Origin of the sequence: Pseudomonas sp. NPDC096925, assembly GCF_044762545.1 — a bacterium.
GTDB lineage: Bacteria > Pseudomonadota > Gammaproteobacteria > Pseudomonadales > Pseudomonadaceae > Aquipseudomonas.
On sequence record NZ_JBIWEM010000001.1, the window covers coordinates 481,503 to 499,765 of the forward strand.

Here is an 18,263-nt window from a genome sequence, read left to right on the forward strand (position 1 = left end):
GCCCGACTGACGATAGCCCAAGGGGGATAGGGGCGGGGGCGGGCACTGTTCGGGGTGTTGAAGCAGGACCGCAGGGCGTGTCAGTGGAGCGGACTGGCCGTGGGGCGCCGGGTGCGGGTAGCAGGCGGAACGGCGGGGCTGGGTAAGCGTGACCCGAGTATAGCTATCGGGTCACGGTCCACACCAGTACCTTGCTGGCACAATTGTCCTCTGTTTCGAGGATTTCCAGGCGATAGCGGCCGATCTTCAGGCAAACGGCGCTTTCCGGGATGCTCTCCAGCGCCTCGGTGACCAGCCCGTTGAGGGTTTTCGGCCCGCCGTCGCAGGGCAGGTGCCAGCCCAGGCTGCGGTTGATTTCGCGTAGCGAAGCGGTGCCGTCGATGACGAAGGTGCCATCGGGCTGCGGGTGCACGTGGGGGTTGACCAAGCTGTGTTCATCCTCGAACTCGCCAACGATCTCTTCGAGGATGTCTTCCAGGGTGACGATGCCCAGCACTTCGCCGTACTCGTCCACCACCACGCCCAGGCGGCGCTGCTGCTTGTGGAAGTTCAGCAGCTGCATTTGCAGGGGCGTGCTCTCCGGCACGAAATAGGGCTCGTAGCAGGCGCCGAGCAGCGTCTCCAGGGTCAGCTCGGCCTTGGGCAGCAGGTGGCTGATCAGCTTGGTGTTGAGGATCGCTTCAACCTGGTTGATGTCGCTGTGGTACACCGGCAGGCGGGTGTGGCGGCTGACGATCAGTTGCTCGATGATGCGCTCGATCGGCTCGTCGAGGCTGATGCCGTCCACTTCGTTGCGCGGTACCAGGATGTCGTTGACGGTCATCTTGTCCAGTGACTGCAGGCCGTCGAGCAGGCCGTGGCGCGGCGCTTCGTGTTCCTCGTCCTCGTCGAACTCGTCGGCTTCCTGCGGGTGCAGGGCCACGGCCGTGGGTTGCACGCGGAACGGACGCAGGATCAGCTTGGCAACGCCATCCAGCAGGCAGGCCAGTGGTTGCAGCAGGGTGAGGGGCACTTTCAGCAGGCTGGCGCCGAGGCTGACGAACGCCTGCGGGTTGCGCCGGGCCAGGCGCCGCGGCAGGTATTCGGCGAACACCAGCAAGGTGAGGGTGGCGGCCAGCCCGGCCAGCCAGAAGCCGTGTTCGCCGCTATGCCGCTGGCCGACCAGGCAGGCCAGGCCCAGCACCAGCAGCTTGCCCAGGCTGGCGCACAGCACCAGGGCCTGGGCCGGCAGCACGGGCTGGCCGTCCTCGCCGGCGCGCAGCGCGCCATTGAGTTGCAGGCGGGCGGCATCCACCGCAGTGAATAGCGCCGACCACAACAGCGCCAGTGCCAGGGTGCCGAATAGCGGTGCGTACGGCAGGGTATCCATGGGCGGCCGTCAGATATGCAGGATGAATTCGCGAACCAGCTTGCTGCCGAAATAGGCCAGCATCAGCAGGCAGAAACCGGCCAGCGTCCAGCGGATGGCCTTGTGGCCACGCCAGCCCAGGCGGGTGCGGCCCCACAGCAGCACGCTGAACACCACCCAGGCGACACAGGCCAGCAGGGTCTTGTGTGCCAGGTGCTGGGCGAACAGGTTGTCGAGGAACAGCCAGCCGGAGATCAGCGACAGCGACAGCAGGCACCAGCCGGCCCAGAGGAAGCCGAACAGCAGGCTTTCCATGGTTTGCAGCGGCGGGAAGTTGCGGATCAGCCCGGACGGGTGCTTGTTCTTCAACTGGCGGTCCTGCAGCAGCAACAACAGCGCCTGGAACACCGCGATGGTGAACAGCCCGTAGGCCAGGATCGACAGCAGGATATGCGCGAGGATGCCCGGCTCTTCGTTGACCAGCGGTACCGTGCCAGGGGGCGCGAACTGGGCCAGCAGCGCGGTCACCGCACCCAGCGGGAACAGCAGCACCAGCAGGTTCTCCACGGGTATGCGCAAGCAGGCCAGCAGGGTCAGGGCGATGACCGCCACGGCGATCAGGCTGGCGGCACTGAAGAAGTCCAGGCTCAGGCCCAGCGGGGTGATCAGCTGGAAGAACAGCGCACCGGCCTGGGCGAGTACCGCCAAGGCACCCAGCAGGGCAAGCAGGCGCTTGTCGGCCTTGCGGTTCTGGGCAAGGTAAGAGCCCTGGTAGATGGCCGCAGCTATATATAGGCCGGCGGCGATCAGGTTGGGGAGGAGGCTGGGTGAGGAGAACATAAGTCCTGGTTGGCGAGCCTTAAAGAGACGGAGTTTGGCATAGATCGCGCTGGTCTAGGAAGACTGGCAGGCTGCGGTGCGGTATTCGCGGGTGAACCCGCTCCCACAGGTATGGCGCCGGTTTCGAATGGGGTGGGGACCCTGTGGGAGCGGGTTCACCCGCGAAGAGGCCGGCACAGCCACCGATTATCTACCATACCGCCGCCAAGGTGTGCGCCGCCGTCGCACTTCGCTATAATCGCCGCCTTGCTGTGCCCGGCGGGTATGCATTCCCCCTGGGCGCCTGACAAACCTCGGCTTTTACTGGGCCTGAAAGGATCACCATGTTCGAAAACCTGACCGACCGCCTGTCACAGACGCTGCGCCATGTCACCGGCAAGGCCAAGCTGACCGAAGACAACATCAAGGACACGCTGCGCGAAGTGCGCATGGCCCTGCTCGAGGCCGACGTTGCCCTGCCGGTGGTCAAGGATTTCGTCAACAGCGTCAAGGACCGTGCAGTCGGCACCGAAGTGTCGCGCAGCCTGACCCCTGGCCAGGCGTTCGTGAAGATCGTCCAGGCCGAGCTGGAAAGCCTGATGGGCGCGGCCAATGAAGACCTCGCGCTGAACGCCGCCCCGCCCGCCGTGGTGCTGATGGCCGGCCTGCAGGGCGCCGGTAAGACCACCACCGCCGGCAAGCTGGCGCGCTTCCTCAAGGAGCGCAAGAAAAAGAGCGTGATGGTAGTGTCCGCCGACGTCTACCGCCCGGCGGCGATCAAGCAGCTGGAAACCCTGGCCAACGACATCGGCGTCACCTTCTTCCCGTCCGACATCAGCCAGAAGCCGGTGGCCATCGCCGAAGCGGCCATCCGCGAAGCCAAGCTGAAGTTCATCGACGTGGTCATCGTCGACACCGCCGGCCGTCTGCACATCGACGCCGACATGATGGACGAGATCAAGGCGCTGCACGCCGCGGTCAAGCCGATCGAGACCCTGTTCGTGGTCGACGCCATGACCGGCCAGGACGCCGCCAACACCGCCAAGGCGTTTGGCGAGGCGCTGCCGCTGACCGGCGTGGTGCTGACCAAGGTCGACGGTGACGCCCGTGGCGGTGCCGCGCTGTCGGTGCGTGCCATCACCGGCAAGCCGATCAAGTTCATCGGTATGGGCGAGAAGACCGAAGCCCTCGAACCATTCCACCCCGACCGTGTCGCCTCGCGCATCCTCGGCATGGGTGACGTGCTCAGCCTGATCGAGCAGGCCGAGCAGAACATCGACAAGGCCAAGGCCGACAAGCTGGCCAAGAAGCTGAAGAAGGGCAAGGGCTTCGACCTCGAAGACTTCCGCGATCAGCTGCAGCAGATGAAGAACATGGGCGGCCTCGGCGGCCTGATGGACAAGCTGCCGAGCATCGGCGGGGTCAACCTGTCGCAGATGGGCAACGCCCAGGGCGCGGCCGAGAAGCAGTTCAAGCAGATGGAAGCGATCATCAACTCCATGACCCCGGCCGAGCGCCGTGATCCAGAGTTGATCAGCGGCTCGCGCAAGCGCCGTATCGCCATCGGTTCCGGCACCCAGGTGCAGGACGTCGGCCGCCTGATCAAGCAGCACAAGCAAATGCAGAAGATGATGAAGAAATTCTCCGCCAAGGGCGGCATGGCCAAGATGATGCGCGGCCTGGGCGGGATGCTGCCGGGCGGCGGCATGCCGAAGCTGTAACCCCTATTCCGGGTGCCTGCCGTTCGTCCGGCAGGCGCCCAGAACCCCCGCTGTGGCGGGGCAATGGCCGCGGATTTCGCGGCTCAACCGGCAGATCTGGACGGCAGGGCAGGGCCTTGCCGAAAAAGTCATTTGCAAATGTCCGTGTATTCCCCGAGAATATGCGGCCTTTTGGGCACCCGTGTGCCTATTTGGCATTCAGATTTGCAGTACCAGCTGCTGTATCAACTGCAGCACCGACTATAGGAACGATGTTCACATGGTAACCATTCGTCTGGCCCGTGGCGGCTCGAAAAAGCGCCCATTCTACCACCTGACCGTGACCAACTCGCGTAACGCCCGTGACGGCCGTTTCGTTGAGCGCGTAGGTTTCTTCAACCCGATCGCTGCTGGCGCCGAAGTCAAGCTGTCGGTCAACCAAGAGCGCGTCAACTACTGGCTGAGCCAGGGTGCACAGCCGTCTGAGCGCGTTGCTCAGCTGCTGAAGGACGCTGCCAAGGCTGCTGCCTGAGCAGTATGAACGCGACGCCAGAAAAGGCTGACGACCTCATCGTCGTTGGCAAGATTTTTTCGGTTCACGGCGTTCGCGGCGAGGTGAAGGTGTATTCCTTTACCGATCCGATTGAAAACCTGTTGGATTATCCGCGCTGGACGCTTCGGCACGAAGGCAAGGTAAAGCAGGTCGAGCTGGTCAACGGTCGTGGCTCCCAGAAGGGCCTGGTCGTGAAACTGAAAGGCCTCGATGATCGCGATGAAGCCCGTCTTCTGAGCGGTTACGAAATCTGCATACCGCGGAGCCTTTTGCCCAACCTGGCTGCTGACGAGTACTACTGGTACCAGTTGGTGGGCCTGAAGGTCATCAACCAGGACGAACAACTGTTCGGCAAGGTCGATCACCTGTTGGAGACCGGTGCGAACGATGTAATGGTGGTCAAGCCCTGCGCAGGCAGCCTGGATGATCGCGAGCGTCTGTTGCCCTATACGGCGCAATGCGTGCTCGACATCGACCTGGAAGCAGGCGTGATGCGGGTTGAATGGGACGCGGACTTCTAAACGATGGGTAACCTTCGCGTAGACGTCATCACGTTGTTCCCCGAGATGTTCTCGGCCATCACGGAGTACGGCATTACCAGCCGCGCGGTGAAACAGGGGTTGCTTCAGGTGACTTGCTGGAACCCGCGGGACTACACCACAGATCGTCACCACACGGTGGATGATCGTCCGTTTGGCGGTGGTCCGGGCATGGTGATGAAAATCAAGCCTCTGGAAGACGCCCTGGTTAGCGCCAGGCAAGCGACCGGAGCAGCGGCGAAGGTGATCTACCTTTCGCCACAAGGCCGCAAGCTGACTCAGCAGGCGGTCAAAGGCCTGGCCGAACAGGAATCGTTGATCCTGATCGCCGGTCGTTATGAAGGCATCGACGAGCGCTTTATCGAGGCTCATGTCGATGAGGAGTGGTCGATTGGCGACTATGTGCTTTCCGGTGGCGAGCTGCCGGCCATGGTACTGATCGATGCGGTTACACGGCTGCTGCCCGGAGCTTTAGGGCATGTGGACTCGGCGGAAGAAGATTCTTTCACTGACGGTCTGCTCGATTGCCCGCACTACACCCGACCTGAGGTGTATGCGGATCAGCGTGTTCCCGACGTGTTGCTAAGTGGCAACCATGCACACATCCGGCGTTGGAGAATGAAGCAGTCCCTTGGTAGGACCTTCGAACGACGCGCCGATCTTCTGGAAAGTCGCTCGCTTTCTGGAGAAGAGAAGAAGCTGCTCGAGGAATATCTCCGCGAGCGGGACGATAGTTAAACGTATCGATGGTGGATCACGTATCCATCTTAGGAGCACAGCATGACCAACAAGATCATCCAGCAGCTCGAAGCCGAGCAGATGAGCAAGGAAATCCCGACCTTCGCACCAGGCGACACCGTTGTCGTTCAGGTTAAAGTGAAGGAAGGTGAGCGTTCCCGTCTGCAGGCGTTCGAAGGCGTCGTTATCGCCAAGCGTAACCGCGGTCTGAACAGCGCCTTCACCGTGCGCAAGATCTCCAGCGGCGTTGGCGTAGAGCGTACCTTCCAGACCTACAGCCCGCAAATCGACAGCCTGGCCGTGAAACGTCGTGGTGACGTGCGTAAAGCCAAGCTGTACTACCTGCGCGACCTGTCCGGCAAAGCCGCTCGCATCAAGGAAAAACTGTCCTGAGTACAGTTTGCCCGGTGGCCAAGGCCGCCTAGCGAGAAAAAAGCAGCCTTCGGGCTGCTTTTTTGCTTTTTGCCCCCCGAAGATGTGATTGCCATGACTACCCGAGACCAGGAAATCCTGCGCCGCACCGAGCTGTCGGTGACCCGCGTGACCAAGGCGGTATTTCCCAACACCACCAACCACCACAACACCCTGTTCGGCGGCACCGCCCTGGCCTGGATGGACGAAGTGTCGTTCATCGCCGCCACGCGCTTCTGCCGCCTGCCGCTGGTGACCGTGTCCACCGACCGCATCGACTTCAAGCACCCGATTCCGGCGGGCTCGATCGTGGAGCTGGTGGGGTCGGTGATCAAGGTGGGCAATACCAGCTTGCAGGTGCAAGTGGATGTATTTGTCGAGAATATGTACCTGGATGGGCGCGAGCGAGCGATCCATGGCGTGTTCAGCTTCGTCGCCATCGACGAGGACAAGCGCCCGGTGCCGGTTCTGCCCCAGGCCTGAGTTCTCCTGCACTGGCCCTTTCGCGGCTAAAGCCGCTCCCACAGGGATCGCACATACCTCGAGGGCGGTGATATCCCTGTGGGAGCGGCTTTAGCCGCGAAGAGGCCAGTACAGACAACAATTATGCTGCTGTGAAACACTAAGCCACCTTCAACACCCAGCAGCCCCGCATGCCCGTCCTAGACCACCCCCTGATCGACCAGTTCCTCGACGCCCTGTGGCTTGAAAAGGGCCTGTCCGACAACACCCGCGTGTCCTACCGCAGCGACCTGGCCCTGTTCAACGGCTGGCTGCAGGAACACGGCGTCAGCTTGCCCGACGCTGGCCGCGACCTGATTCTCGACCACCTGGCCTGGCGCCTCGACCAAGGCTACAAACCGCGCTCCACGGCACGCTTCCTGTCCGGCCTGCGTGGCTTCTTCCGCTACCTGCTGCGGGAAAAGCTGGTGGCCATCGACCCGACCTTGCAAGTCGACATGCCGCAACTGGGCAAGCCACTGCCCAAGTCGCTGTCCGAAGCCGACGTCGAAGCCTTGCTGCAGGCTCCGGACCTGGGCGAAGCCATCGGCCAGCGTGACCGCGCCATGCTCGAAGTGCTCTACGCCTGCGGTCTGCGGGTTACCGAACTGGTCAGCCTGGCTCTCGACCAGGTCAACCTGCGCCAGGGCGTGCTGCGGGTGATGGGCAAGGGCAGCAAGGAGCGCCTGGTGCCCATGGGCGAAGAGGCGGTGCTGTGGCTGCAGCGCTACCTGCGCGATGGCCGCGCCGAACTGCTCAATGGCCGCCCCAGCGACGTCCTGTTCCCCAGCTTGCGTGGCGAGCAGATGACCCGCCAGACCTTCTGGCATCGCATCAAGCACCATGCCCGGGTCGCCGGCATCGACAAACCGCTGTCGCCACACACCCTGCGCCACGCCTTCGCCACCCATCTGCTCAACCACGGTGCCGACCTGCGCGTGGTACAGATGCTGCTGGGCCACAGTGACCTGTCGACCACGCAGATCTACACCCATGTTGCCAAGGCCCGCCTGCAGCAACTGCACGCCCGGCACCACCCGCGTGGATGAATGTTTTTCATGTTCCGCCGACCGGTCCTTGCAAGGCCCTTCACCGGCGGTGTGATGTGGTAGGCTTGAGCGGTTTGCACCAAGGGCCGCACGGTCACCGCGTATTTTCCGCAGGTGGCGCCCTCCGGCCCCTGTCCGCCTTCAGGAGTTCCCATGCGCGTGACCCAGTTTTTCGCCGCCGCCGCGTTGGCGCTGGCCAGTACCTTTGCCGTTGCTGCGGCAACCGACAGCAATACCGCTGCCGAGCAGGCCATCCGTAAGTCGTTGCAGAACCTCGAGCTGGAAGTGCCCGTTGAAAGCGTGGCCAGCAGCCCGGTCAGCGGCCTGTATGAAGTCAAGCTGCAGGGTGGCCGCGTGCTGTATGCCAGCGGCGACGGCCAGTTCGTGATGCAGGGCTACCTGTTCCAGATCCAGGACGGCAAGCCGGTCAACCTCACCGAGAAGACCGAGCGCCTGGGTATTGCCAAGCTCATCAACGGCATTCCAGCCGCCGAGATGGTGGTTTATCCTGCCAAGGGCGAGACCAAGTCGCACATCACCGTGTTCACCGACACCACCTGCCCGTACTGCCACAAGCTGCACGCCGAGGTGCCCGAACTCAACCGCCGCGGTATCGAAGTGCGCTATGTCGCCTTCCCGCGCCAGGGTCTCGGCTCGCCGGGTGACCAGCAGTTGCAGGCCGTCTGGTGTTCCAGTGACCGCCGTGCGGCGATGGACAAGATGGTCGAGGGTGAGGAAATCAAGGCCGCCAAGTGCGCCAACCCGGTCAGCAAGCAGTTCCAGCTGGGCCAGTCGATCGGCGTCAACGGCACGCCGGCGATCGTCCTTGAAAGCGGCCAGGTCATTCCGGGCTACCAGCCGGCACCGCAGGTCGCCAAGCTGGCGCTGGCCAAGTAATCCAATTCAGTACGCCGTCGTCATGGGGTGACGGCATGTTTCACGGTCGGCATAGGTGTCGGCCGTTCAATGGGGAGTTCACAGTGAAACCGGTCAAAGTAGGCATCTGTGGGTTGGGGACCGTCGGTGGCGGAACCTTCAATGTACTTCAGCGCAACGCCGAGGAGATTGCCCGCCGTGCCGGGCGCGGTATTGAAGTGGCACAGATCGCCATGCGCTCGCAGAACCCGAACTGCCAGATTACCGGTACCCCCATTACCGCTGACGTGTTCGAAGTTGCGAGCAACCCGGAGATCGACATTGTCATCGAGCTGATCGGTGGCTACACCGTGGCTCGCGAACTGGTGCTCAAGGCCATCGAGAACGGCAAGCACGTGGTCACCGCCAACAAGGCGCTGATTGCCGTGCACGGCAACGAAATCTTCGCCAAGGCCCGCGAGAAGGGTGTGATCGTCGCCTTCGAAGCGGCCGTGGCCGGTGGCATCCCGGTGATCAAGGCCATCCGCGAAGGCCTGTCGGCCAACCACATCAACTGGCTGGCCGGTATCATCAACGGCACCGGCAACTTCATCCTCACCGAAATGCGTGAGAAGGGCCGTGCCTTCCCGGATGTGCTGGCCGAAGCCCAGGCGCTGGGGTACGCCGAAGCCGACCCGACCTTCGACGTCGAAGGCATCGATGCCGCTCACAAGCTGACCATTCTCGCCTCGATCGCGTTCGGCATCCCGCTGCAATTCGACAAGGCCTACACCGAGGGCATCACCCAGCTGACCACTGCTGACGTGAACTACGCCGAGGCCCTGGGCTACCGCATCAAGCACCTGGGCGTGGCCCGCCGCACTGCCGAAGGCATTGAGCTGCGCGTACACCCGACGCTGATCCCGGCCGACCGCCTGATCGCCAACGTCAACGGCGTGATGAACGCCGTCATGGTCAACGGCGATGCCGCCGGCTCCACCCTGTACTACGGCGCTGGTGCCGGCATGGAGCCAACCGCTTCGTCGGTGGTCGGCGATGTGGTCGATGTGGTCCGTGCCATGACCTCCGACCCGGAAAACCGCGTGCCGCACCTGGCCTTCCAGCCGGATTCGCTGTCGGCCCACCCTATCCTGCCGATCGAAGCCTGCGAAAGCGCCTACTATCTGCGCATCCAGGCCAAGGATCACCCGGGGGTACTGGCCCAGGTGGCCAGCATCCTCTCGGAGCGTGGCATCAACATCGAGTCGATCATGCAGAAGGAAGCCGAGGAACAGGACGGCCTGGTGCCGATGATCCTGCTGACCCATCGCGTGGTCGAGCAGCGCATCAACGATGCCATCGTCGCCCTGGAAGCCCTGCAGGACGTGGTCGGCAAGGTCGTGCGCATTCGCGTCGAGCAGCTCAACTAACAATAGTGCCGGCGGGCCGCCAGCGCGGCCCCGGCCCCAGCATCGAAGGTTTGCACCCATGCGCTATATCAGTACCCGCGGCCAGGCACCGGCCCTGAATTTCGAAGACGTCCTGCTGGCTGGCCTGGCCAGTGACGGCGGCCTGTACGTCCCGGAAAACCTGCCACGTTTCACCCAGGAAGAAATCGCCTCGTGGGCCGGCCTGCCGTACCACGAACTGGCTTTCCGGGTGATGCGCCCGTTCGTCGAAGGCAGCATCGCCGACGCCGACTTCAAGAAGATCCTCGAAGAAACCTACGGCGAGTTCGCCCACGCCGCCGTTGCCCCGCTGCGTCAGCTGAACAGCAACGAGTGGGTGCTGGAGCTGTTCCACGGCCCGACCCTGGCGTTCAAGGACTTCGCCCTGCAACTGCTCGGCCGCCTGCTCGACCACGTGCTGGCCAAGCGCAACGAGCGCGTGGTGATCATCGGTGCCACCAGCGGTGACACCGGTTCCGCCGCCATCGAAGGCTGCCGCCGTTGCGACAACGTCGACATCTTCATCCTGCACCCGCACCAGCGCGTGTCGGAAGTGCAGCGCCGGCAGATGACCACCATCTTCGGTGACAACATCCACAACATCGCCATCGAAGGCAACTTCGACGACTGCCAGGAAATGGTCAAGGCCAGCTTCGCCGACCAGTCGTTCCTCAAGGGCACCCGCCTGGTTGCGGTCAACTCGATCAACTGGGCGCGGATCATGGCCCAGATCGTCTACTACTTCCACGCTGCCCTGCAGCTGGGTGGCCCGGCGCGTTCCGTGGCGTTCTCGGTACCGACCGGCAACTTCGGCGACATCTTTGCCGGCTACCTGGCACGTAACATGGGCCTGCCGGTCAGCCAGCTGATCGTCGCCACCAACCGCAACGACATCCTGCACCGCTTCATGAGCGGCAACCAGTACGTCAAGGAAACCCTGCACGCGACCCTGTCGCCGTCGATGGACATCATGGTCTCGTCCAACTTCGAGCGCCTGCTGTTCGACCTGCACGGCCGCAACGGTGGCGCCATTGCCGAGCTGATGGCCAACTTCAAGCAAGGTGGCGGTTTCAGCGTCGAGCAAGACCGCTGGACCGAAGCGCGCAAGCTGTTCGACTCGCTGGCAGTGAACGACGAGCAGACCTGCGAAACCATTGCCGAAGTGTTCGCAGCCACCGGTGAAGTCCTCGACCCGCACACCGCGATCGGCGTCAAGGCCGCCCGCGAGTGCCGCCGCAGCCTGGACACGCCGATGGTGGTGCTGGGTACCGCGCACCCGGTCAAGTTCCCGGAAGCGGTGGAGAAGGCCGGTGTGGGCAAGGCACTGGAGCTGCCGGCGCACCTCAGCGACCTGTTCAGCCGTGAAGAGCGTTGCACGGTGCTGGCCAATGACCTGAAGGCTGTGCAGGGCTTTGTCAGCCAGCATGGTAACCGCGGCAAACCGCTGTAAACATTGGGGCCGCTCTGCGGCCCATCGCCGGCAAGCCAGCTCCCACAGGGATTGCCCTTACCCTGGGACTATGCGGTCGGGGTAGGAGCTGGCTTGCCGGCGATGGGCTGCAGAGCAGCCCTGATTCTCCGAATCTTCCCAGTGCTGCATCAGAAATATCCTATTCAGGCCGCCCCGCGTAAAGCCTAGATTAGCCGGTCCTCCCATCAGGAGCGGCTCATGCACCAGCCCTACGTGTTGATCCACCAGGCTCGCCCATCCCACCAGATCCTCCTGCACCAGGCCCTCAACGCCCAGGGCATGTTCCATGTGCGCATCAGCGAAACCAGCGCAGACCTCGACGCCTGCCTGAGCGCGGATCGCCGCCCCGACCTGCTGATCCTTGACCACGCCATGCCAACCCGGGCCGGGCTTGCCGTGCTCGAACAGCAGCACCGAACACGCGCTTTGCTGTTTGTCGGCCAGGCTGCTCCCAGGCGCCGCAACCTTGCCCAAGAGGCCAGAAGCCGCGGGCTGTGGGTGCTCGCCGAGCTGCCCTGGCCGCTGTCGATGCCACGCCTGCAGCGTGCCCTGCAAGCAGTGCAGGTAAGCACCTGGCGGCGTATTCAAACTGTCACGTCCGCCCAGCATGCTCACTGAAGCAGCCGCGGTGTAACGAACTTTCCGCTGCGTCTGTTGGTCAGTTCCTCTATATCCCACCACGCAGCGAGTGATCCGGATGGAAAGAATCTGCAGACTGCTCAACGAAGCCCTGACCCCCTATCAGACCCACTTCGGCGTCGCCGATGCCCAGGGTAATCGCCAATTGACCGTTCACGACCGCCTCACCGGTATCACCCTGCGGCGCACGGTCAGCGAGCGCCAGTTGCAGGAGCAACGCCTGTTGATCGATCTGGTGGATGGCCTGCACCGTGACCTGCAGATCGCCGAAGGGCGTTTGCAACCCTGCGTGATCGCGGCGCTGCAGCAACGCCAGCAACCCCATGGAACCTTTGCCTGAGTGGCTTATCAGAAGTAGCAAGGGCAGTCAGCCAGTGCTTTGCTCCGGCGCTGGCAGGGCTGTCACGGGAAGCCCCCAAGGGCTTTCGCTTGGCCCCGGGCGTGTTTCCCCAGCGCCCGGGGTTTATTTTTTTTTGTGTTGCCTACACCGGTACTATCGCCGGCAAGCCAGCTCCACAGGTACTGCACATGGCTTGAGGTTGGTGCGGTCGAGGCAGGAGCTGGCTTGCTGGCGATAGGGCCGGAACAGAGGGGATCAATGGCCTTCGAAGAAGCGCTTGCTCTCTTCCAGGTAGTCTTCCTGCAGCGCCGGGTCCAGCCAGCGTGCATACAGCCCCGGCAACACATCCCGGCGCAGGGCAGGCAGCAGCTGGTCGATGTGCGCAATCGCCTCACGCCCCAGCTCACTGTTCGAACAGCCTACATGCAGAAACTGGTAGTGGTTCACTCCCTGTACAGGATGAAACCGGTAGTCGGCCAGTGTTCCGCCTTGCTGCTCGACCAGGTAGCGCACTTCAGGCCAGTAGCCGAGCACCATGCGCAGGCGCCCCAGCTGTTGCATCTGCAGCAGGTTGGCGGTGGCGTCGTTGCCGTAGTGGCGACTGAGCGCGGTGTCGGGTAACTGGCGCAGGATGGCGTCGATCTGCGTGCCGTAGCTGCGCTCGGCGACAACCCCCAGCTTCAGCGGGGTCTTGCTCAGCAGGCCATGCAGGTCTACCTCCTGGCCGTCGAGGTAAGGAGCCACCAGCGTCTCGCTGTCCTTGCGCAGCACCAGGCCGCCACTGAGCACGCCCAGGGAGGGCATGGAAAACCGCACATACTCGGCGCGCTCCGGTGTCCACAGCAGGGTCGGGTCGCAGGTGAAGCTCTTCGGGTCCTGCAGCATCTGGATACCGCGGGCGCGGTTGATCCGCACGATGCTGTGGTCGTACTCGGGCATCTGCCCGATCAGCAGGGGCAACAGCTGGTCGATCACCCCTTGGCCTTTTCCCGGCCCTTCGAAAATGGTGAACGGCGGCAGGTCACGCACCAGCCAGAAGATGCGCTCCTTGGCGCTTGCAGGCTGCAGCAATGCGGGCAGCAGCCCGCACAGCAGGATCAGGTGACGTAGGCAACGGGCAGCGCGCATGGACCAGGGCAGTGCCAGGTTCAGACCGTGCCTGCTGCGCGCAGGCTGGCGATGGCCGCCGCGTCGTAGCCCAGGCTGCCGAGCAGCGCCTCGGTGTGTTCGCCCAGCGCCGGGCCGACCCACTCGGTGGAGCCGGGGGTGTCCGACAGCTTGGGCACGATGCCCGGCATGCGGAACGGCTTGCCGTCCGGCAGTTTGGCCTGCAGGAACATTTCGCGTGCCAGGTACTGCGGGTCGTTGAACATGTCCTCGGCCGAATAGATGCGGCTGGCCGGCACTTCGGCGGTATTCAGCACCTGCATCAGTTGCTCCAGCGGCAGGCTGTTGGCCCAGCGGTCGATGACCCCGTACAGCTCGTCACGGCGCAGGTCGCGGCCATCGTTGGTGGCCAGGGTCGGGTCGTCGGCCAGGTCGGTGCGGCCAATGGCCTGCATGAAGCGCTTGAAGATCGCATCGCCGTTGGCGCCGATCTGCACATGCTTGCCGTCGGCGCTGGTGTGGATGGAGGAGGGCGTGATGCCCGGCATGATGTTGCCGGTGCGTTCGCGGATAAAGCCGAACACATCGAACTCCGGGACCATGCTTTCCATCATGGCGAAGATCGCTTCGTACAGGGCCACGTCCACCACCTGGCCCTGGCCGCCGTTGACTTCCCGGTGCCGCAGCGCCATCAGTGCGCCGATCACCCCCCACAGGGCAGCAATCGAGTCACCGATGGAAATGCCCGTGCGCACCGGTGGGCGGTCGTCGAAACCGGTGATGTAGCGCAGGCCGCCCATCGACTCGCCCACGGCGCCGAAGCCCGGCTGGTCCTTCATCGGCCCGGTCTGGCCGAAGCCTGACAGGCGCACCATAACCAGGCGCGGGTTGAGCGCGTGCAGCACATCCCAGCCCAGGCCGAGCTTTTCCAGCACGCCCGGGCGGAAGTTCTCGATCAGGATGTCGGCCTCGGCCAGCAGGCGCTTGAGAATCTCGCGACCCTCGGGGTGCTTGAGGTTGAGGGTAAGTGACTGCTTGTTGCGGGCCTGCACGAACCACCACAGCGAGGTGCCCTCATACAGCTTGCGCCATTTGCGCAACGGGTCGCCGCCATCGGGCGATTCGACCTTGACCACCTCGGCGCCGAATTCGGCACAGATGCGCGAGGCGAACGGGCCAGCGATGAGGGTGCCGAGTTCGACAACTTTGAGGCCGGCGAGGGGTTTGCTGGGCGTAGTCATGGGGCATCCGTGGCAGCTGGGCAGATGCGTGGTTTTATCATAGGTCCGAAGCGGCAGATACTGCTGCGGGGCAACGAAGGGCAGTATCGGTTAGACTGTGCCACTTTTCTTTGCGCAAGAAGCCCGTCGACCATGGCCCAGCCGTCCACCACCTATAAATTCGAACTGAACCTGACCGACCTCGACCGCGGCGTGTACGAAAACGTCCGTCAGACTATCGCCCGCCACCCTTCGGAAACCGAAGAACGCATGGCTGTGCGCCTGCTGGCCTACGCCCTGTGGTACAACGAAAACCTGTCGTTCGGCCGTGGCCTGTCCGATGTGGACGAAGCGGCGCTCTGGGAAAAGAGCCTGGACGATCGCATCCTGCACTGGATTGAAGTGGGCCAGCCGGACGCCGACCGGCTGACCTGGTGCTCGCGCCGCACCGAGCGCACCAGCCTGCTGGCCTACGGCAGCCTGCGTGTATGGCAGAACAAGGTGGTAGATGCGGTCAAGGGCCTGAAGAACCTGAGCATCGCTGCCGTGCCGCAGGAGGTGCTGGAAACCCTCGCCACCGACATGCCCCGTACCATCAAGTGGGACGTGATGATCAGCGAAGGCACCTTGTTTGTCACCGACGACCGTGGCCAGCACGAAGTGCAGCTGGAGTGGCTGCTGGGTGAGCGTGGCTGAAGCCCCCCATGCGTATCGAACCTCGCCCGCTGCCGCCGACCCTGCCATTCCTGGGTAACCTGCCACCCTTGCTGACCCGCCTGTACGCCGCGCGCGGCGTGCAAAGCGAGGCCGAGCTGGACAAAAGCCTCGCGCGCCTGCTGCCGTACCAGCAGCTCAAGGGCATCGAGGCCGGCGTGGATCTGCTGGTCGAGGCTATCGACCAGCGCCAGCGCATCCTCATCGTCGGCGACTTCGATGCCGACGGCGCCACTGCCAGTACTGTCGGCGTGCTGGGCCTGCGCCTGCTGGGCGCGACCCACGTCGACTACCTAGTGCCCAACCGCTTCGAATACGGTTACGGCCTGACCCCGGAAATCGTCGAGGTGGCGCTGCAACGCCAGCCGCAGCTGCTGATCACCGTGGACAACGGCATTTCCAGCGTCGACGGTGTGGCAGCCGCCAAGGCCGCCGGGCTCAAGGTGCTGGTCACCGACCACCACCTGCCGGGCGCGGAGTTGCCCGACGCCGACGCCATCATCAACCCCAACCAGCCGGGCTGCAGTTTCCCGAGCAAGGCGCTGGCCGGGGTAGGGGTGATCTTCTATGTGCTGATGGCCCTGCGTGCGCGCCTGCGCAGCCTGGGGCGCTACGAAACGCAGCCGCAGCCGAACATCGGCGAATTGCTCGACCTGGTAGCCCTGGGCAGCGTCGCGGACGTGGTGCCATTGGACGCCAACAACCGCATCCTGGTGCACCAGGGCCTCGAACGCATTCGCGCCGGCCGCGCCCGGCCGGGGCTCAAGGCCATTCTGGAAGTGGCCCGTCGCGATCACCGGCGCATCACCTCGACCGACCTCGGTTTCATCCTCGGTCCACGGCTGAACGCTGCCGGACGCCTGGACGACATGAGCCTGGGCATCGAATGCCTGCTGTGTGAAGACGCGGCCCTGGCCCAGGACATGGCCCGGCAACTGGACGACCTGAACCAGGACCGCAAGTCCATCGAACAGGGCATGCAGCGCGAGGCCCTGGCGCAGCTCAAGGACCTGCCGGTCGAGTCGATGCCATATGGCCTGTGCCTGTTCGATGCCGACTGGCACCAGGGGGTGATCGGTATTCTGGCGTCGCGCCTGAAGGAGCGTTACCACCGGCCGACCATCGCTTTCGCCGACGCTGGCGAGGGGATGCTCAAAGGGTCGGCGCGCTCGGTGCCGGGGTTTCACATTCGTGATGCCCTGGACGCCGTGGCGGCGCGTCATCCGCAACTGATCAGCAAGTTCGGCGGCCACGCCATGGCGGCGGGCTTGTCGTTGCCTGAAGCCAATTTCCCGGCATTTGCCGAGGCGTTCGACGAAGAAGTGCGACGCCAGCTGCGTGAAGAGGACCTGACCGGGCGCCTGTTGTCCGATGGCAGCCTGGCGGTGGAGGAGTTCCACCTCGACCTGGCCAAGGCCCTGCGCCATGCCGGGCCCTGGGGGCAGCACTTCCCCGAGCCGCTGTTCCATGGCGTGTTCCAGCTGGTGGAGCAGCGCGTGGTGGGCGAGCGGCATCTGAAGGTGGTGCTCAAGAGTGAGTGCGGCTCGGTGCGGCTGGATGGCATTGCCTTCGGTGTCGACCGCGAAGTGTGGCCGAACCCGACGGTGCGTTGGGTCGAGTTGGCGTACAAGCTGGATGTGAACGAGTTTCGTGGTAATGAAAGTGTGCAGCTGATGATTGCCCACATGGAGCCGCGCTGACTGCAATTCCGGGGCTGCCTTGCAGCCCATCGCCGGCAAGCCAAGCGCGATCCCTGTGGGAGCGGGCATGCCCGCGAACACCGGCGAAGCCGTTGCCATCCACTGAGTCGCCTTCTTCGCGGGCACGCCCGCTCCCACAAGGCTCTGCGGCGAGCTGGCCAATGTGCCCCATGTGCGATCGATGAGCACAGCAAACTCAGCGCGCCATACCTAACTCGGCATCATCCATCAGCGCCTTGGCCATCGCACTGAGATAGTGCGCAGCCCAGATCATCATGGGTTTCTCATCCATCAGCCCGACGATGGTCAACTCCCGTACATAGCCCATCAGTTCCGAAGCCTGATCACGGGCGTCTCGGCACGGAATGCCCGCTTCGATGCGAAATAATGGGTGGGTCTGGTTTTCACCTTGAAAGAAAGTGGTCTTGCCGACGGTGAATTGGGTGTCTTCTGTAGTCATTTTTATAGCAATTCCTTGAAGGTTGAAGGAGTTGCCACCGCCGTTTCCACACGAAAGGCGGCAACTGTATGCAGGGTGGAAAACCGGCCTTCAAGGAACCCGGTAGGCCAAACGGCCTCCCGCACACAGCTGCCATTACGACAGGCACTTGAAGATTGACCGGGTTTCCACACCCGCATCGCTAGATTTCAGCGACCCAGAAAGCCTAAGTGGCGGTGTATCCGGGAACAATCAGATGCCTGTCGACAGAACGTGTAGGGTATTTCCTCAGGTCAGGCATCACCAGATCTGAGTCGTAGGGGATATCTGAAATACCTGTCAGAGTGCCTGCCTGTAGCGGCGGTCAGGGCTGCCAGGTGCCTGCCTTGAGAGTGATGTCGCCTATGAGATCGAGCGCCGCCCGCGCGGCGCTTCGCGGGGCAAGCCCGCTCCCACATTTGTTGCAACGTGCCAAACCTGTCAGGCCATGGTTGCCCGCTTTGTTGGCCTGACGATGTCTCCCCGTTGGCGCGGCTGCCGCCCCACATGTCTTTGGTCATGCGCCAAGGCTGACGACCATGGCCTTGCAGGCATGGCCACGTTGCAACAAATGTGGGAGCGGGCTTACCCCGCGAAGCGCCGCGTGGGCGGCGCTCGATCTCATAGGCGACA

At 63.5% G+C, this 18,263-nt stretch carries 19 protein-coding genes; 14 read left to right on the plus strand and 5 right to left on the minus strand.

All coding sequences use genetic code 11. From position 1 onward, the window contains the following. Positions 1-163: 163 nt before the first annotated feature. Together ACIQYU_RS02325 and ACIQYU_RS02330 are read right to left on the minus strand one after the other, a co-directional pair. Complete coding sequence (locus ACIQYU_RS02325; protein ID WP_207829537.1) at positions 164-1,369, minus strand: transporter associated domain-containing protein; 1,206 nt, start codon at positions 1,367-1,369, stop codon at positions 164-166. Between the two features lie 9 nt (positions 1,370-1,378). Beyond that, complete coding sequence (locus ACIQYU_RS02330; protein ID WP_207829532.1) at positions 1,379-2,188, minus strand: inner membrane protein YpjD; 810 nt, start codon at positions 2,186-2,188, stop codon at positions 1,379-1,381. A 323-nt stretch (positions 2,189-2,511) separates the two neighbouring features. On the opposite strand from ACIQYU_RS02330, the gene ffh reads away from it, so the two are divergent. The 12 genes from ffh to ACIQYU_RS02390 all read left to right on the plus strand — a co-directional run bounded on the left by ffh (position 2,512) and on the right by ACIQYU_RS02390 (position 12,411). After that, a complete protein-coding gene (gene ffh / locus ACIQYU_RS02335; protein ID WP_013971189.1) occupies positions 2,512-3,888 on the plus strand; it encodes a signal recognition particle protein in 1,377 nt (458 codons plus the stop codon). A gap of 259 nt (positions 3,889-4,147) precedes the next feature. Then, complete coding sequence (gene rpsP, locus ACIQYU_RS02340; protein WP_003259424.1) at positions 4,148-4,399, plus strand: 30S ribosomal protein S16; 252 nt, start codon at positions 4,148-4,150, stop codon at positions 4,397-4,399. A gap of 5 nt (positions 4,400-4,404) precedes the next feature. Beyond that, entirely contained in the window at positions 4,405-4,941 is a 537-nt protein-coding gene (gene rimM / locus ACIQYU_RS02345; protein ID WP_025337913.1) for a ribosome maturation factor RimM, read from the plus strand. 3 nt (positions 4,942-4,944) lie between these two features. Beyond that, positions 4,945-5,697, plus strand: coding sequence for a tRNA (guanosine(37)-N1)-methyltransferase TrmD (gene trmD / locus ACIQYU_RS02350; RefSeq protein WP_003252146.1), 753 nt, complete (start codon positions 4,945-4,947; stop codon positions 5,695-5,697). 42 nt (positions 5,698-5,739) lie between these two features. Then, positions 5,740-6,090 carry a 50S ribosomal protein L19 gene (gene rplS / locus ACIQYU_RS02355; protein WP_003252148.1) on the plus strand — a complete coding sequence of 117 codons (351 nt, stop codon included), beginning with the start codon at positions 5,740-5,742 and terminating at the stop codon, positions 6,088-6,090. 93 nt (positions 6,091-6,183) lie between these two features. Continuing rightward, entirely contained in the window at positions 6,184-6,591 is a 408-nt protein-coding gene (locus ACIQYU_RS02360) for an acyl-CoA thioesterase (protein WP_025337914.1), read from the plus strand. Between the two features lie 170 nt (positions 6,592-6,761). Beyond that, positions 6,762-7,658: a site-specific tyrosine recombinase XerD gene (gene xerD, locus ACIQYU_RS02365; RefSeq protein ID WP_207829530.1), complete on the plus strand. Its 897-nt coding sequence runs from the start codon at positions 6,762-6,764 to the stop codon at positions 7,656-7,658. A gap of 153 nt (positions 7,659-7,811) precedes the next feature. Next, a complete protein-coding gene (locus ACIQYU_RS02370) occupies positions 7,812-8,555 on the plus strand; it encodes a thioredoxin fold domain-containing protein (RefSeq protein WP_085624191.1) in 744 nt (247 codons plus the stop codon). An 83-nt stretch (positions 8,556-8,638) separates the two neighbouring features. Further along, positions 8,639-9,943, plus strand: coding sequence for a homoserine dehydrogenase (locus ACIQYU_RS02375; RefSeq protein WP_063911456.1), 1,305 nt, complete (start codon positions 8,639-8,641; stop codon positions 9,941-9,943). Between the two features lie 58 nt (positions 9,944-10,001). Then, complete coding sequence (gene thrC / locus ACIQYU_RS02380; RefSeq protein ID WP_063911457.1) at positions 10,002-11,411, plus strand: threonine synthase; 1,410 nt, start codon at positions 10,002-10,004, stop codon at positions 11,409-11,411. 219 nt (positions 11,412-11,630) lie between these two features. Then, complete coding sequence (locus ACIQYU_RS02385) at positions 11,631-12,050, plus strand: response regulator transcription factor (protein WP_207829529.1); 420 nt, start codon at positions 11,631-11,633, stop codon at positions 12,048-12,050. Positions 12,051-12,129: 79 nt separating this feature from the next. Next, positions 12,130-12,411 (plus strand): DUF3509 domain-containing protein, encoded by a 282-nt coding sequence (locus ACIQYU_RS02390; protein WP_063911459.1) that lies wholly within the window; start codon positions 12,130-12,132, stop codon positions 12,409-12,411. 255 nt (positions 12,412-12,666) lie between these two features. Here ACIQYU_RS02390 and ACIQYU_RS02395 read toward each other — a convergent pair whose 3' ends face one another. Then, positions 12,667-13,539 carry a TIGR02285 family protein gene (locus tag ACIQYU_RS02395; RefSeq protein ID WP_241106322.1) on the minus strand — a complete coding sequence of 291 codons (873 nt, stop codon included), beginning with the start codon at positions 13,537-13,539 and terminating at the stop codon, positions 12,667-12,669. A gap of 20 nt (positions 13,540-13,559) precedes the next feature. Continuing rightward, a complete protein-coding gene (locus ACIQYU_RS02400; protein ID WP_063911461.1) occupies positions 13,560-14,759 on the minus strand; it encodes a CaiB/BaiF CoA-transferase family protein in 1,200 nt (399 codons plus the stop codon). A gap of 132 nt (positions 14,760-14,891) precedes the next feature. Between ACIQYU_RS02400 and ACIQYU_RS02405 the strand changes: the two genes are divergently transcribed. Together ACIQYU_RS02405 and recJ are read left to right on the plus strand one after the other, a co-directional pair. Continuing rightward, positions 14,892-15,434, plus strand: a complete 543-nt coding sequence (locus ACIQYU_RS02405; RefSeq protein WP_013971198.1) for a YaeQ family protein — start codon at positions 14,892-14,894, stop codon at positions 15,432-15,434. A gap of 8 nt (positions 15,435-15,442) precedes the next feature. Continuing rightward, positions 15,443-17,152 (plus strand): single-stranded-DNA-specific exonuclease RecJ, encoded by a 1,710-nt coding sequence (gene recJ, locus ACIQYU_RS02410; protein ID WP_207829527.1) that lies wholly within the window; start codon positions 15,443-15,445, stop codon positions 17,150-17,152. Positions 17,153-17,348: 196 nt separating this feature from the next. On the opposite strand, the gene ACIQYU_RS02415 is transcribed toward recJ, so the two are convergent. Next, positions 17,349-17,612, minus strand: coding sequence for a DUF3077 domain-containing protein (locus ACIQYU_RS02415; protein ID WP_025337923.1), 264 nt, complete (start codon positions 17,610-17,612; stop codon positions 17,349-17,351). Between the last annotated feature and the right edge of the window lie 651 nt (positions 17,613-18,263).